This is a genomic window from Microbacterium sp. GbtcB4 (assembly GCF_019091465.1).
GTDB classification, from domain to species: Bacteria; Actinomycetota; Actinomycetes; order Actinomycetales; family Microbacteriaceae; genus Microbacterium; species Microbacterium paraoxydans.
In genome coordinates, this window is record NZ_JAGXJJ010000002.1 from 20,791 (window position 1) to 35,993 (window position 15,203).

Here is a 15,203-nt window from a genome sequence, read left to right on the forward strand (position 1 = left end):
GCCTACCCGGCGCCCGGCGGCCTCCGCGGCGGTCAGCGCGCACGGGCCACCCGCCGCTCGTCCCACACCGGCTCGTCGGACTCGTAGACCTCGCCGTCCGTTCCGAACACGAGGAACCGGTCGAAGGAGCGCGCGAACCACCGGTCGTGCGTGACCGCCACCACGGTGCCCTCGAAGCGCCCGAGCGCCTCCTCCAGCGCCTCGGCCGACTCGAGGTCGAGGTTGTCGGTGGGCTCGTCGAGGAGCAGCAGCGTCGCGCCGGACAGCTCGAGCAGGAGCACCTGGAACCGCGCCTGCTGTCCGCCGGAGAGCGATTCGAACGGCTGCTGCGCCTGACGCACGAGGCCGTACCTGTCCAGGGCCGAGCTCGCCGCGTCGCGGGGTATCCCGTCTCGGAGGTCGTCCCCGCGGTGCAGGATCTCGAGCAGGGTGCGGCCGACGAACTCCGGATGCGCGTGGGTCTGTGCGAAGAGTCCTGGAACGACGCGGGCGCCGAGCACCGCGCGACCGGTGTGCGCGACCGGGCTGAGCTCCTCCGCGACCGCGGTCACGTGCCCGAGGGACGGATCCGGGTCGGTCCCGCCGCGGGCCAACAGCCGCATGAAGTGCGACTTGCCCGAGCCGTTGGAGCCGAGCACGCCGACGCGGTCGCCGTACCAGATCTCGGTGTCGAACGGACGCATGAGGCCGGTCAGCTCCAGCCGGTCCGCGACGACGGCCCGCTTGCCGGTCCTGGCCCCGCGGAGGCGCATGTCGAACTCCTGCGCCGGGGGCCGCTCCTCCGGCGGGCCCGCCTCCTCGAACTTCCGCAGCCGCGTCTGCGCCGCCTGGTAGCGGGACGCGAAGCCGTCGTTGGCGGACGCCTTGACCTTGAGGTTCGCGACGAGGACGCGGAGCTTCTCGTGCTGCTCGTCCCACCGCCGGCGCAGCTCGTCGAGCCGGTCCATCCGGTCGGTGCGCGCCTGGTGGTAGGTGGCGAAGCTCCCGCCGTGCACCCAGGCGGTCGACCCCGCCGCGCCGGGCTCCAGCGTGATCAGCCGATCGGCGGCCCTGGCGAGGAGCTCGCGGTCGTGCGAGACCAGCAGCACGGTCTTGTCGGTGGCGCGCAGCCGCTCCTCGAGCCACCGCTTGGTCGGCACGTCGAGGTAGTTGTCCGGCTCGTCGAGCAGGAGCACCTCGTCCGGGCCGCGCAGCAGCGCCTCCAGGGCGAGCCGCTTCTGCTCGCCGCCGGAGAGGGAGGTGAGCTCGCGGTAGCGCGCCCGCTCGAACGGCACGCCGAGCGCCGCCACGGTGCACTGATCCCACACGGTCTCGTGCTCGTAGCCGCCGGCGTCCGCGTACTCGGCGATCGCGGAGGCGTAGGCCATCTGGGTGTCGTGCTCGTCGCGGTCGATGAGGGCGTTCTCCGCCGCCTCCAGCGCCTGCGCGGCGAAACGGACGCGGGTGGGAGCCACCCGCACGAGCAGCTCGTGCACGGTCTGGCCCGGCTCGCCGTGTCCGACGAACTGGTCCATGACGCCGAGGCCGCCGTCGATCGTCACCACCCCGTCGTCGGCCGGCTGCTCGCCGCGGATGATCCGCAGCAGCGTCGTCTTGCCCGCCCCGTTCGGCCCGATGAGAGCACTCGTCGAGCCCGCCCCGACACGGAAAGACACCTCGTCGAGAAGCGGTCTGCCATCGGGAAGCGTCAGCGAGATCCCGGATGCGTCGATGTACCCCACAGGCGTGGCCGTCCTTCCGCCCGCGGACAGCGAGCCGACCAGGCTATCAGTCCGCGCGGCTGAGGGTCTGCAGCACCTCGGTCTTGGGTGCCGCCGGGAGGAAGAACCGGAACTCGGTGCCCACCCCCTCCTCGCTGGTCACGTCCATGGAGCCGCCGTGGGCCAGCACGATCGCCCGCGTGATCGTGAGACCCAGTCCCACGCCCGGCACGGCGTTGCGGGTGGCCGTCGAGGCCCGGAAGAACCGGGTGAAGAGCATGCGCTGCTCGTCCTGCGGGATCCCGACCCCGGTGTCCGCGATGGCGACCTGCACCCCGCCGTCGACGCGACGCACGGCGGCCGTCACCCGACCCCCGCGCGGGGTGAACTTGATGGCGTTCGAGAGGAGGTTGTCCACGGCCTGCCCGAGGCGTCCGGGATCGACGAGCAGCGGGATCGGCTCGTCGCCGACCTGCAGGTCCAGCTCGATCCCCTCGCGCTGCGCGTGCGGTCCCGCCGAGGCCACGGCCGAACGCACGAGCGCCGCGACGTCCGCCTCGTCCCGCTCCAAAGGGAAGCGCCCCGACTCCACCTGCGCCGTGAAGAGCAGGTCGCCGACGAGGTTCAGCAGGCGCTTCGCATTGCGCTCGATGATGCCGACGAACTCCTGCTGGTCCTCGGTCAGCGGCTGACCCGGATCGTTCTGCAGCAGGTCGAGGAAGCCGATGATCGCGCTCAGCGGCGTCCGCAGCTCATGGGAGATCATCCCCACGAACTCGTCCTTCATGCGCGCGACCTCGACGGCTCTCGTCTCATCGGTGAGCACGAACAGGTAGCCCTGCTGCGCGCCGGACGGATCCTTGTGCGGCGTCACGGTCACCCGGGCGGGTACCGTCGTGCCGCCCGCGGTCCTGACCTCGATGTCTCCGTCGACGGTATGCCCGGCGTCCGCCTGGGCGAAGAGCTCACAGAGGCCCTCCGAGACGCCGGTGCGCGCGGTCGGATCGCTCGCCGCCCCCGCATCCCCTTCGCGCGCGGCGGTGTCCTCGGCCAGCATGGCCAATGCCGACGACGAGAAGAAGCGGTCGACACGCACGTCGTCGAGAGCCTCGTCGTGAGAGAGCCCGAGCAGGCGGACGGCCCCGGGGTTCCACGCCGTGACGCGCCCCTCGCGATCGGTGCCGATCACGGCCTGCGCGGTGATCGACGCCCACAGGCCCTCGAACGAGTCGAGCAGCACGCGGTACTCGTGCTCCTTCTGTCGCAGCTGCACGATCATCGAGACGTTCTCGGACAGCGCCTTGGTCCGCTCCGTGACCAGCTCCTCCGCCTGCTGCACCCGCAGGCGCTGTTGCCGGGAGAGCTCGTTCACCACGGCCGCGACGGCCGCGAAGACGAGAGGACCGACGACGCCGCGGAGCCACACGACCGCGTTCGTCGGCGGTTCGATGACGTAGGGGATCAGCAGCGCGAGCGACGTGAACGCGCCGACGACGAAGACCCAGCGGATTCCTGGCGCCGCCGCGATCCAGATCACGGGGAGCAGCACGAGCGAGCTGAAGAGCGAGGCCGCGCCTCCCGTCCCGGCGCGGAAGAGCCCCAGCCCCAGGATGTCGACCATCGGGACCAGGAGCACGATCCAGCCCTCCCGGATGTGCAACGCGCTGAGCACTCCGGCGTGGAGCGTCGCGACGAGGACGATCGCGAGGCCGGCCAGGGCGAGGGCGACATCGGTGAACGGCAGGCTGGGGATGGCCCAGGTCATCACGCCTGCGATCGCGGCGGCGACGAGCGTCGGGATCTGCTTGACGATCGGGTTCGGGTTGTCGATGACCCGGTACCAGCGGTTCTCGGCGCGCTCCAGCGGTGTCGCCCTCATCGCGGAACCCGTTCCACGGCGCGATGCAGGTCGGCCCCGGTGATCGGCTTCGGCAGGGCCGCGTCCGCCGGCGGGTACTCGGCGACGTCCAGCACCGAGCTGACGATGAGGAAGCACTCCGGAAAGCGTTCGTGGATCAGCCGGCAGCAGGCCTGCCCGGAGATTCCGGGGAGCAGCAGGTCCAGGACGGCGACCCTGGGGTCGATGTCCGGGAAGGCGGCGATCGCAGACTCGGCGTCGGACGCGACGAACACGTCGAAGCCCTCGCGATCGAGGTACCGGCCCAGCAGGGTCGCCTGATCCGGAGCGTCCTCGACGACCAGGGCGAGCGGTCGTCCGGTCATCGCAGGAGCAGCTCTCGGACGACGACGATCACGACCACGACGGCGAGGGAGATGAGCGCCTGCGGGATGAGGCGGCGCTCCTTCCGGGCGTCGGCCGCGATCTCCTCCACCTCGGCGTCGTGCGATGGTGCGTCGGTCATGAGTCGACCCGTCCGATCTTCTCGGTCTTGATCCAGGAGGCGTCCGCGCGACGCCACTCCTTGAGGTACGAGTCGGCGGTGATCGCGCACAGCAGCGATCCGTAGCCGCAGATGTAGAGCAGCAGGCCCGCGAAGAAGCGTCCGGCCGGAAGCGGCTCGACCGCTCGCGCGAGCCAGATGCCGAGCATCGACACCGGCCCCCAGAGGGCGAACGCCAGCAGCCACAGCACACGCGTCTGCTCCGTCGACTCCTGCCCGGCCGCGCCGATCAGGCCGTCCAGGGCCCAGGGGAACAGCGCCAGGGCCATGAGGATCAGCGCCCCGAGTCCCGGGAACATGATCGCCTCGCGCCACGACTGCCGCCCGATGCGCGGATCGAGCTGGACGGAGTAGAGCATCGAGAAGATGTAGATGGCCGCCGCGGCGATCCACATGAACCGGAACACGAACTCCGCGACGTCGCTGTGCAGGAGCAGGAGGACGATCATCGCGGTGGCGGCGAGGAGCAGGAGCGCCGGCATCAGCAGGATCGTGAACCAGGCCAGCCCGAAGGGGATGCTGCCCAGGTTGTGGTCGCGACTCGGACGGAACCAGAGCCTCTTGTAGATCGAGGTGAGCTGCACGTTGCCGCGCGCCCAGCGCAGCCGCTGCTTCCAGAGACTGTCGATCGTCCGCGGCTCCTCGGCGAGCACCACGGCGTGCGGCTCGAACACCATCCGGCGTCCGTGGAGCTGACTCTCGAAGGTCGTCATGGTGTCCTCGGCGAGCGTGCCCGTCGGGATGCGTCCGCCGATCGCCTCGAGGTTCGCGCGGGAATGCAGCTGGGCGCCCCCGGCGAGGCAGGCGATCGCTCCCCCGACGTTCTGCGTGCGCCGTGCCGAGAGCTGGCCGATGACGTACTCGATCGCGATGAACCGGGTGAGGTAGTTGCGGTCCCTGCTGCCCTCCGCGATGTAGGCCGTGACGGCCCCGACCTCCTCGTCGGCGAGGTGCCGGGTGAGCTTGCGCAGGGAGTCCCGCGCGAAGATCACGTCGGCGTCCATGATGAGCACCGCTTCGGTCCACGGGTCGGCGAGCACGACGTCGAGGCCGTGGTTCAGCGTGTGTGCCTTGCCTTCCCCGCCCTTCTCGCGCCGCAGGTGGACGACCCGCCCCGGGTGGGTCGCCGCCTTCTGCTGCACGATCGCCGGGGTGTCGTCCGTGGACGCATCGTCGACCACGAAGACACGGAGGCGCTCGGCGGGGTACTCGAGCTGGAGCAGCCGCTCGATCGCGGGGCCGATCACCAGGCCCTCGTTCCACGCCGGGATGACCACAGCCACGTTCGGGTGGTACGGGGCAGCCTTGCCGTAGTGATTGCGGAAGGCGTGCAGCGGCAGCATGAGGAACTGCAGACCGGTGTTGACGACCGGCAGCGTGCCGATCAGCACGCACAGCAGGAGGATGACGACGACGACCGTCTCGATCCAGGTCAGTTCGGGCATCAGCGTCCTTCCGTCCCTGTGAGCAGCGGGACGATGCGGGAGTACCGGCCGACGTCTGCGGCCACGTGGCTGTCGGTGGAGGCCACGATGCCGGCGCCCGCGCGCTCCAGGGCGTTCAGCGCCTCCGCGCCGGGGCACACCCACTTCTCGTTGACCTCGACGAGCGTGTCCGTCTCCGCGGCGGCTCGCGCCCACGCGTCGAGGCGCTCGACCCCGAGCTCCTCCTCCGCGAGACCGATCTTCGGCAGGATCGAGAAGCAGTGCGCGAGCTGGTTGCCCGGATGGCGGCGCATGGTCGCGACGACGGCGTCCACGAACTGGTCGAGGACGTCGGCCGGCGCCCAGCCCGCGGCGATGCGCTCGCGGACCGCGGTGGGTCCGAGCGGCCCGTCCACACCGGGGAACTGATGATCGGCGATGAGGATCCGGTCGATGCCCGCCGGAAGCGCCGGGATGTCGAGCGCGCCCGAGGCGTCGAGGATCTTCGCCTCGACGCCGGTGAGCACCGTCAATCCGTCCGGGACGTCCAGCCGGCGGACGGCGGCGAGGTACTCCGGCACCCAGGTCGTGGTCTGCCGCACGTGGTCGACGAGACGGACGGTGTCGAGACCGACGGCCGCAGCCGCGGCGACGTTCTCCTCCAGCGTGGAGACCGCGTCGTCGGAGAACGTGGAGTGGACGTGGTGGTCTCCGCGCAGGGCGGGATGACTCACAGCTCCTCCTGGTGACCGGCGTGCGCCGACACGAGCACGTCGTCGACCTCGACGATCACGTCCTCCAGGAAGCGCACGGAGGCGACCTCCCGGAAGGGCACCTGCACCGGGATCTCCCGGCCGAGGAAGAGGTCGGCGACGAGCGAGGGGATGTCGACTCCGGCGGCGATCGTCAGCGGGAGCGCGCCGGGGAAGCGCGGGTTGACCTCGAGCAGCACGGCGCGCCCGTCGCGATCGCGGCGGAGCTGCACGTTGGCGACGCCGACCAGGCCGATCGCCCGCGCGATGGCGGCAGCGGTCTCCTCGAGCTCGGGGTCGCGGAGCGTGCGGCCGGCGATCGCGACCCCGGAGTCCACGCGGGCACGGGTGCGCGGCACCGCGGCGACCACGCCGCCGGAGGCGTCGGCGATCACATCGACCGAGTACTCCTCGCCCGGGAGGAAGTCCTGCACGATCAGCCCCTCATCCGTGGGGAGGGCGGCGAGCGCCTCCGCGTCGGGGACGAGGCGCACGCCGCGGCTGCCCGCGCCCTGCCGGGGCTTGGCGAACACGGGGAACTCCCACGCGACCTCCGCGGCGTCCGGGCCGGCGAGCACGGTGCGCGGCACACGACCGGTCGGCGCGCAGCGCTCCGCGAGGGCGAGCTTGTCGAGGGCGGTGTGCAGCGTGTCGGCGGGCGGCGCGGCGAGGACGGCCGGGGCCAGCTCGTCCCGGCGGTCCGCGAGCGCGATCAGCTCCACGTCGACGGTGGAGATCACGAGGTCGAGACCGTCCTCGGCGACCATCCGCGCGATCGCCGGCACGAAGTCCGCGTCCCGCCCCGGGGGAACCAGACGACGCTGCGCCGGCGGGACGAGGTAGAGGCCGCTCGCCCAGCCGTCCATGTCGGCCGCGAAGACCGTCAGATCGGACCGTCGCAGCAGGGAGCGGATCACCGCGACTCCGGCGGGGCCCCCGGCTCCGGTGACCAGTACGCGCTTCGTCATCAGCTCTCCCGTCGGGTCAGTTCATGGGCGCCGATGAACTCGGCGGTCTCGCGCACGACCTCCAGCGGCTCGACGGCCACGCCGCCGCCGAACCGCGACCAGTAGCGGGCGGTGGCCGTGACGAACTCCGGCGCGAGGTATTCCCGGTTCGCGGCGGCCTGGGACTGGAAGCACTCCAGCAGCCGCAGCTTGTCGTCGAGGAAGCGGTCGATGCGGACGAAGCGCGTGGGCCGGTAGTCGATGGTCGCGGAGGGGCTCTGGTAGCACGCGACCGTGCCGACGCGGCGCGTCGCGACGATCGTCGCCTCGTTCACCGCGCGGTGATCCTGGTGACGGTCGTGGTGCGAGTGCGTGTAGACGATGGTCGGCTGGATCTCCTGCACGACCTCCTCGATGAGGCGGACGGTCGACCCGCCGCCGGAGATCTCGGTGTCGACGAGGTCTTTCACGAACAGCCGGGCACCCAGTTGCTCGGCGGCGGCGAGGGACTCGTGCTGGCGGCTGTCGGCATCACCGCCGCGCGCTCCGCGGGAGAGCGTGAGGATGGTGATGCGATCGCCGGCGGCGGCATGGGCTGCGAGGATGCCGCCGACACCGATCTCGACGTCGTCCGGGTGCGCTCCGATCGCGAGGACGACCTCACCGGTCTTCGCCTCCGCCTTCCGGCGCCGGGACTCCTCGACGAGCCGGGTGACCGACTCCACGAGCCGGGCGTTGTCGAGCGGCTTGGTGAGGAACTCGTCGGCCTGCGCCCGGAGCGCGGACACCGCGTACTCGACCGACACGTGCGCCGTCATGACGATGACCGGCACGGTGGGCATGACGCGGCGCAGCTCCGCGAGCAACTCCAGACCACCGAGTCCCGGCATCTCGATGTCGGTGACGACCACGTCGGGTTTCACCGCCGCGGCCTTCTCGAGCGCCGAACGGCCGTCGTCCGCGAGATCGACGACGCAGCCCGCTCGCCGTTCCAGGACGGTCTTCACAAGCAGGGCGACGTCGTGGTCGTCGTCGACGACGAGGATGCGAGGGGGGACCTCAGCCATGTACAGCTCTCCTTGGGGAGATTCCCTGCCGAGGGGATTCGGCGGTGCGACCGCGGTGCCTTCATCACCGGGCCGCAGGGAAAGTCGAGCGGGGTACGTCGATTCTGGCACAGGGCTCCACCCCCGGCCCGCAGCGCTTCAGCCCGCGCGCGCCGCCCGCTTCTCCTCCTGGTAGAGCCGGATCGCCTCGTACCGCTCCGCCGATCGCGCCCGCCTCTTCGCCGCCTGCTCCTCGCGGTTCTTGGGCGGCGCCGCGGTCACGAGGTCATCGAGCAGCCGCCGCGTGGCCACGGCGATCTCGGCCACCGCGCGATCGAAGACCTCACGGTTCGCCCGCGACGGCGCCGTCGTCCCGGAGATCTTGCGGACGAACTGGAGCGCAGCCTCGCGGCACTCCTCGTCGGTGGCCGCGGGCTCGAGGTTGTTCAGAGGCACGATGTTCCGGCACATACCGGCACCGTACGCGCGGCCCGCGGGCCGCGAAAGGGGGATGGCATGCCCGGCCCGCCGTCGCTACGCTCTGGGCTACGACCGGAACCGAGGAGAGATCATGACCGATACACCGCCGCCCGACGCCCCGCCGCCGTACAACCCGCCACCTCCCGGCGGCACGCCCTCGCCGTATCCCGCCGCCTCCGCTCCCCCGCCCGGCACCCCCTACGCGCAGGACGTGCCGACGTCGCCCCCGGGACGGGTGCTGTCGATCATCGGCCTCGTGCTGGCGTTCCTGCTGCCGCCGGTCGGCCTCATCCTCAGCATCATCGCCGCCGTGCAGCTCGGCAAGGCGAAGGCTCCCAAGGGCATCGCGATCGCCGGCATCATCGTCGGCGCCGTCCTGACGATCTTCGCGATCATCGGCATCATCCTGCTGGCGACCGTGCTGGCCGGCGTGATCGGGACGTGCGCCGAGCTCGGCCCCGGGGTCTGGGACGTCGGCGGCGTCACCTACCGCTGCGGCTGACCGCACCGCGAACGACGAGGGGCCGGATGCAGCGCATCCGGCCCCTCGTGCGTCCCCCTGCGGGGGTCGCGGTCACTTCTTGTAGTTCGGCGCCTCGACGACGATCTGCACGTCGTGCGGGTGCGACTCCTTGAGCCCGGCCGAGGTGATGCGCACGAACTTGCCGCGCTGCTTGAGCTCCTCGATGGTGCGAGCGCCGACGTAGAACATCGACTGCCGCAGGCCGCCGACGAGCTGGTACGCGACGGCCGAGAGCGGGCCGCGGTAGGGCACCTGGCCCTCGATGCCCTCCGGGATCAGCTTGTCGTCGCTGGGCACGTCGGCCTGGAAGTAGCGGTCCTTCGAGTAGGAGGTCTGCTTGCCGCGCGTCTGCATGGCGCCGAGCGAGCCCATGCCGCGGTACTGCTTGAACTGCTTGCCCGACTGGAAGACGATCTCGCCCGGCGACTCGTCGGTGCCGGCGAGCAGCGAGCCGAGCATCACGGCGTCAGCACCGGCGACGAGCGCCTTCGCGATGTCGCCCGAGTACTGCAGGCCGCCGTCGGCGATCACCGGGACGCCGGCGGGGCGCGCCGCGAGCGATGCCTCGTAGACGGCCGTGACCTGCGGCACGCCGACACCGGCGACCACGCGGGTCGTGCAGATCGAGCCGGGACCCACGCCCACCTTGACCGCGTCCACGCCCGCGTCCACCAGCGCCTGCGCGCCCTCGCGGGTGGCGACGTTGCCGCCGATGACGTCGATGTGCGCGAACGACTCGTCGGCCTTGAGGCGCTTGACGAGGTCGATCACGCCCTGCGACTGCCCGTTGGCGGTGTCGACGACGAGCACGTCCACTCCGGCGTCGCGGAGGGCCTCGGCGCGCTCCCACGCGTCGCCGAAGAAGCCGATCGCCGCGCCCACCCGCAGGCGGCCCTGGTCGTCCTTGGTGGCGAGCGGATACTTCTCGCTCTTGTCGAAGTCCTTGATGGTGATGAGGCCGGCGAGCTTGCCGTCCTCGTCGATGAGGGGCAGCTTCTCGACGCGGTGCTTGGCGAACAGCGCGATGACCTCGCCCGCCGCGACGCCGACGGGGGCGGTGACGAGGTTCTCCCTCGTCATGACGTCCTTGACGAACGTGCTCTGACGCTCGAAGCCGGAGACGAAACGCATGTCGCGGTTCGTGATGATGCCCACCAGGCGACCCTCGTCGTCCACGACCGGGAGGCCGGAGATCCGGTACTTGGCGCACAGGGCGTCGACCTCCTCCACCGTCGCGTCCTGCGTCGTGGTGATGGGGTCGGTGATCATGCCGGACTCGCTGCGCTTCACGCGGTCGACGTGCGCGGCCTGGTCGGCGATCGAGAGGTTGCGGTGCAGGATGCCGATGCCGCCCTCCCGGGCCATGGCGATCGCCATGCGGGATTCGGTCACCGTGTCCATCGCGCTGGAGAGCAGCGGCGTCGCGACGGAGATCCGTCGGGTGATCCGGGACGACGTGTCGGCCTCACTGGGGATGACGTCGGTGTGCCCGGGGAGCAGCAGCACGTCATCGTAGGTCAGTCCGACGAAGCCGAAGGGATCGTGCTGGTCCATGGAATCTCCTCCTGCGCGAGTGGCGCGGATCCGGGTGCGAATGGGGGGTCGACGTCGGCCGGTGCGCGGGCGTGACCCGTATGGAGATTCTAAGCGAGACACGCCCGAGAACATTCCCAGGGCCCTGTCGTTACCGGACCGTTGGCCCGGACGATAGGTGATTCGCCGATCGCCCATTACGCTCAAGTGCGTCGTCCATCCCCGCGGTTCGACCCGAGCCCGCGGAGACAGCACTCACAGTGGAGGTTGCGTGGGACCCACAGCACTCGCCGGACCGCGAAAGCGCCCTTGGGCCTTCGCCTTCTTCGGAATCCTGATGGCGCTCGCGGCATCGCTCCTGCTCCCTCCCTCAGCGGCCTCCGCCGAGACCACGGACGACGGGCAGGAGGTCACCGACTTCTACTTCGCCGGGGTCGTCACCGACGGCGACGAGCCCGTCGAGGGCGTCGTGATGACGATCGAGGGCAACGGCTTCGACGCCGAGACCGAGACCGACGCCGAGGGCAAGTGGCGCCTGTACGTGCCGGAAAAGGAGACGTACACCCTCACGGTGGACGAGTCCACGCTTCCGGACGGCGTGATCGTCGACGCGACGCAGCTCCCCGAGGGGATCCAGCCCGTCTCGGGCACGACCGCCTCGTTCGAGCTGGAGTTCGGGCTCACCGGGACGAAGATCGTGAACCTCTTCCTCGGCGAGGGAGAGCGGGTGACCGTCTCCTTCCTCGACCAGCTCCTGTCGCGCCTGGTGGGCGGCCTGAACTTCGGGCTCCTGCTGGGTCTCGCCTCGATGGGCGCCGCGCTCATCTACGGCACGACCCGGCTGTCGAACTTCGCGCACGGCGAGATGGTGACGTGGGGCGCGGTGATCACCCTCGTCGTCACCTCCTTCTGGCAGCTCCCGCTGTGGGCCGGCATCATCGCCGCAGTCATCGGCGGCGCGGCGCTCGGCTGGGCGCTCGACGCCGGCATCTGGAAGCCGCTGCGTCGGCGCGGACTGGGCGTCGTCCAGCTCATGATCGTCAGCATCGGCCTCTCGCTGGCCCTGCGCTACGGCCTGCAGTACATCATCGGCGGCAGCACCTATCAGCTGCCCGGCGCGAGCCCGGAGCCGATCCGCCTCGGCCCGATCTCCCTGTCGTACATCGACATGATCGGCATGGCCACGAGCATCATCGTGATCCTCGGCGTCGCGTTCTTCCTCACCCGCACCCGCATCGGGAAGGCGACGAGGGCGATCTCGGACAACCCGCAGCTCGCCGCCGCCTCCGGCATCGACGTGGACAAGGTCATCCGCGTCGTCTGGATCCTCGCCGGCACCCTGGCCGCGATCTCCGGCATCCTCTGGGCGTACTTCCGCCCCGGCGTGAAGTGGGACATGGGCATGCAGATGCTGCTGCTGATGTTCTGCGCCATCACGCTCGGCGGTCTCGGCTCCGCGATCGGCGCGCTGATCGGCTCGATCATCGTCGGCCTCGCCGTCGAGGTCTCCACGCTCCTCGGAGTGCCGACCGACCTCAAGTACGCCAGCGCCCTCGTCGCGCTGATCATCATCCTGCTCGTGCGACCGCAGGGCATCCTCGGACGCAAGGAAAGGTTGGGCTGACGCATGGACTTCGGAAGCATCTTCGGCAACACCGCCTCCTACCTGTTCAGCCCGACGACGATCGCCTACGCGCTCGCGGCCACGGGCCTCGCGGTGCATTTCGGGTACACGGGTCTGCTCAACTTCGGCATGGCGGCGTTCATGGCGATCGGCGGCTACGGCTACGCGATCTCGATCCTCACCTTCGGATTCCCGTGGTGGCTGGGCGTGCTCGTCGGCATCACCGGCGGCGCGCTCTTCGCCCTGCTGCTGGGCATCCCGACGCTGCGGCTGCGCGCCGACTACCTGGCCATCGCGACCATCGCGGCCGCGGAGGTCGTGCGCCTGATGTTCGTCACCGAGCTCTTCAAGGACTGGACGAACTCCGCCGGCGGTCTCTCCGGCTACCACCAGAGCTTCCGCGACGCGAACCCCTTCCCCCCGGGGACCTACGGCTTCGGCCCGTGGACGTACAACGCCAACGACCTCTGGGTGCGGGTGTTCGGACTGCTCACCCTCGCTCTCACGATCCTCGTGGTCTGGGCGCTCATGCGCAGCCCCTGGGGTCGCGTGCTCAAGGGCATCCGCGAGGATGAGGACGCCGTGCGCTCGCTCGGCAAGAACGTCTTCGCCTACAAGATGCAGGCACTCGTGGTGGGTGGCGTGATCGGTGCACTGGGCGGAATCGTCTTCGTCCTGCCCTCGGCGGTCATCCCCGGCAGCTACTCGACGTCGCTGACCTTCTTCCTGTGGACGATCCTGCTCCTCGGCGGCGCGGCCACGGTGTTCGGCCCGACGCTCGGCGCCGTGCTGTTCTGGGTGGTGTTCGCCTTCCTCGGCGCGCTCCTCCCCGCGATGGCCACGGCCGGCTACCTGCCCATGACGAGCGCTCAGGCCGACGTGGTGCGCTACATCCTCATCGGCATCGTGCTGATGCTCATCGTCGTGTTCCGCCCGCAGGGCATCCTGGGGAACAAGAGGGAGATGACCTTTGTCAAATGAGAACGACGCGGCCGTCACGCCCGCGAAGAGCACTCCCCGCGCGAAGACCACCGGCCTCGCCGCGGGTCCCGCCGCCCCCGGAGTCAAGAAGGTCGACCCGATCCTCGTCGTGGACGCCGTGCAGCGGCGCTTCGGCGGCCTCACCGCGGTCGACGTCGATCACCTCGAGATCCCGCGCGGCGCCATCACGGCGCTCATCGGCCCCAACGGCGCCGGCAAGACCACGCTGTTCAACCTCCTGTGCGGCTTCGACAAGCCCAACAGCGGCACGTGGTCCTACGACGGCAAGAACCTGTCCGGCATCCCGTCGTTCAAGGTCGCCCGGATGGGACAGGTGCGCACCTTCCAGCTCACGAAGTCGCTGTCGCTGCTGACCGTGCTGGAGAACATGAAGCTCGGCGCGAAGGATCAGCGCGGCGAGGGCTTCTGGGCAGGCCTGTTCCCCTTCCTCTGGCGCAAGCAGGAGCAGGAGATCGAGCAGCGCGCCCACGAGCTCCTCGTGCGCTTCAAGCTCGATGCCAAGGAGCAGGACTTCGCGGCTTCGCTCTCCGGTGGTCAGCGCAAGCTGCTGGAGATGGCCAGGGCCCTCATGAGCGACCCGAGCCTGGTGATGCTCGACGAGCCGATGGCCGGGGTGAACCCCGCCCTCACCCAGTCGCTCCTCGATCACATCCTCGATCTCAAGGACCTCGGCATGACGGTGCTCTTCGTCGAGCACGACATGCACATGGTGCGTCACATCGCCGACTGGGTGGTCGTGATGGCCGAGGGGCGCGTGGTGGCCGAGGGGCCGCCGGAGACCGTCATGGAGGACCCCGCGGTGGTGGACGCCTACCTGGGTGCCCACCAGGACGTGGACCTGGGCGCCGTCACCGGCCGTCTCCCGGTGATCTCCGACGCCGATGCGGAGCGCATCCGCGAGCAGATCGAGACCGAGGTCGAGGCCGAGGTCGAGGCCGAGGACGTCGCCGAGGAGGACAAGGCATGAGCACCGCAACCCCCGCCGAAAGCGCCGCCCCGGCCGACGACGTGGTCGTCGAGCTGAAGGACGTGCACGCCGGCTACCTGCCGGGAGTGAACATCCTCAACGGCGCGAACCTCGTCGCCCGCCAGGGCGAGCTCATCGGCATCATCGGCCCGAACGGCGCCGGGAAGTCGACGCTCCTCAAGGCGATCTTCGGCATGGTCAACGTCCGCGAAGGCGACATCACGGTCAAAGGCGAGAGCATCGTCGGCCTCAAGGCCGACAAGCTCGTGCGCCGCGGTGTGGCCTTCGTGCCGCAGACGAACAACGTGTTCCCGTCGCTCACCATCCAGGAGAACCTGGAGATGGGTCTCTACCAGAACCCGAAGATCTTCGCGGAGCGGCTCGAGTTCGTCAGCAGCATCTTCGCGGAGATCGGCAAGCGTCTGAAGCAGCGTGCCGGCTCGCTCTCCGGCGGCGAGCGGCAGATGGTCGCCATGTCGCGGGCTCTCATGATGGACCCGTCGGTGCTGCTGCTCGACGAGCCGTCCGCCGGCCTCTCCCCCGTGCGGCAGGACGACGCCTTCATCCGCGTCTCCGACATCAACAAGGCGGGCGTCACGACGATCATGGTCGAGCAGAACGCCCGTCGGTGCCTGCAGATCTGCGACCGCGGATACGTGCTCGACCAGGGCAAGGACGCCTACGAGGGCACCGGCCGGGAGCTGTTGAACGACCCGAAGGTCATCGGCCTCTACCTGGGCACCCTCGGCACCGACGCCGCCTGAGGCCGGTTCCTGGTACGACGAAGGCCCCGGATGCCGAAG

The 15,203-nt window shown here is 70.2% G+C and carries 15 protein-coding genes; 5 read left to right on the forward strand and 10 right to left on the reverse strand.

All coding sequences use genetic code 11. The features are described 5' to 3' along the window. Nucleotides 1-32: 32 nt before the first annotated feature. The 9 genes from KVS71_RS03880 to KVS71_RS03920 form a co-directional block, all read right to left on the reverse strand. On the reverse strand, nt 33-1,721 hold the full coding sequence (locus tag KVS71_RS03880) for an ATP-binding cassette domain-containing protein (protein WP_217583946.1): 1,689 nt from the start codon (nt 1,719-1,721) through the stop codon (nt 33-35). A 46-nt stretch (nt 1,722-1,767) separates the two neighbouring features. Continuing rightward, nucleotides 1,768-3,579, reverse strand: a complete 1,812-nt coding sequence (locus tag KVS71_RS03885; RefSeq protein WP_217583948.1) for an ATP-binding protein — start codon at nt 3,577-3,579, stop codon at nt 1,768-1,770. Beyond that, a complete protein-coding gene (locus tag KVS71_RS03890) occupies nt 3,576-3,923 on the reverse strand; it encodes a response regulator (protein WP_105949367.1) in 348 nt (115 codons plus the stop codon). The genes KVS71_RS03885 and KVS71_RS03890 overlap by 4 nt, the downstream gene beginning before the upstream one ends. After that, the gene (locus KVS71_RS03895) at nt 3,920-4,063 is read right to left on the reverse strand and encodes a hypothetical protein (RefSeq protein ID WP_157524008.1); all 144 of its coding nucleotides are present in this window, start codon (nt 4,061-4,063) and stop codon (nt 3,920-3,922) included. The genes KVS71_RS03890 and KVS71_RS03895 overlap by 4 nt, the downstream gene beginning before the upstream one ends. Continuing rightward, nucleotides 4,060-5,547: a glycosyltransferase gene (locus KVS71_RS03900; protein WP_060922047.1), complete on the reverse strand. Its 1,488-nt coding sequence runs from the start codon at nt 5,545-5,547 to the stop codon at nt 4,060-4,062. The genes KVS71_RS03895 and KVS71_RS03900 overlap by 4 nt, the downstream gene beginning before the upstream one ends. Further along, complete coding sequence (locus KVS71_RS03905) at nt 5,547-6,260, reverse strand: PHP domain-containing protein (RefSeq protein WP_060922048.1); 714 nt, start codon at nt 6,258-6,260, stop codon at nt 5,547-5,549. Before KVS71_RS03905 ends, KVS71_RS03900 begins: the two co-directional genes overlap by 1 nt. After that, nucleotides 6,257-7,246 (reverse strand): ATP-grasp domain-containing protein, encoded by a 990-nt coding sequence (locus tag KVS71_RS03910; RefSeq protein WP_105949365.1) that lies wholly within the window; start codon nt 7,244-7,246, stop codon nt 6,257-6,259. The genes KVS71_RS03905 and KVS71_RS03910 overlap by 4 nt, the downstream gene beginning before the upstream one ends. Further along, nucleotides 7,246-8,292 carry a response regulator gene (locus KVS71_RS03915; protein ID WP_105949364.1) on the reverse strand — a complete coding sequence of 349 codons (1,047 nt, stop codon included), beginning with the start codon at nt 8,290-8,292 and terminating at the stop codon, nt 7,246-7,248. Before KVS71_RS03915 ends, KVS71_RS03910 begins: the two co-directional genes overlap by 1 nt. Nucleotides 8,293-8,430: 138 nt before the next feature. Beyond that, complete coding sequence (locus tag KVS71_RS03920) at nt 8,431-8,742, reverse strand: DUF2277 domain-containing protein (RefSeq protein ID WP_060923105.1); 312 nt, start codon at nt 8,740-8,742, stop codon at nt 8,431-8,433. Nucleotides 8,743-8,842: 100 nt separating this feature from the next. Between KVS71_RS03920 and KVS71_RS03925 the strand changes: the two genes are divergently transcribed. Further along, nucleotides 8,843-9,253: a hypothetical protein gene (locus KVS71_RS03925; protein WP_105949363.1), complete on the forward strand. Its 411-nt coding sequence runs from the start codon at nt 8,843-8,845 to the stop codon at nt 9,251-9,253. Between the two features lie 72 nt (nt 9,254-9,325). Here the strand turns inward: KVS71_RS03925 and guaB are convergent, their stop codons facing one another. Next, the gene (gene guaB / locus KVS71_RS03930) at nt 9,326-10,828 is read right to left on the reverse strand and encodes an IMP dehydrogenase (protein WP_025103734.1); all 1,503 of its coding nucleotides are present in this window, start codon (nt 10,826-10,828) and stop codon (nt 9,326-9,328) included. Nucleotides 10,829-11,144: 316 nt separating this feature from the next. On the opposite strand from guaB, the gene KVS71_RS03935 reads away from it, so the two are divergent. The 4 genes from KVS71_RS03935 to KVS71_RS03950 all read left to right on the forward strand — a co-directional run bounded on the left by KVS71_RS03935 (nt 11,145) and on the right by KVS71_RS03950 (nt 15,164). Beyond that, nucleotides 11,145-12,431 carry a branched-chain amino acid ABC transporter permease gene (locus KVS71_RS03935; RefSeq protein WP_060923108.1) on the forward strand — a complete coding sequence of 429 codons (1,287 nt, stop codon included), beginning with the start codon at nt 11,145-11,147 and terminating at the stop codon, nt 12,429-12,431. 3 nt (nt 12,432-12,434) lie between these two features. Beyond that, entirely contained in the window at nt 12,435-13,412 is a 978-nt protein-coding gene (locus KVS71_RS03940; RefSeq protein WP_025103732.1) for a branched-chain amino acid ABC transporter permease, read from the forward strand. Nucleotides 13,413-13,512: 100 nt separating this feature from the next. Further along, complete coding sequence (locus KVS71_RS03945; protein ID WP_234024260.1) at nt 13,513-14,400, forward strand: ABC transporter ATP-binding protein; 888 nt, start codon at nt 13,513-13,515, stop codon at nt 14,398-14,400. Continuing rightward, complete coding sequence (locus KVS71_RS03950) at nt 14,397-15,164, forward strand: ABC transporter ATP-binding protein (protein WP_105949360.1); 768 nt, start codon at nt 14,397-14,399, stop codon at nt 15,162-15,164. The genes KVS71_RS03945 and KVS71_RS03950 overlap by 4 nt, the downstream gene beginning before the upstream one ends. Nucleotides 15,165-15,203: the final 39 nt, after the last annotated feature.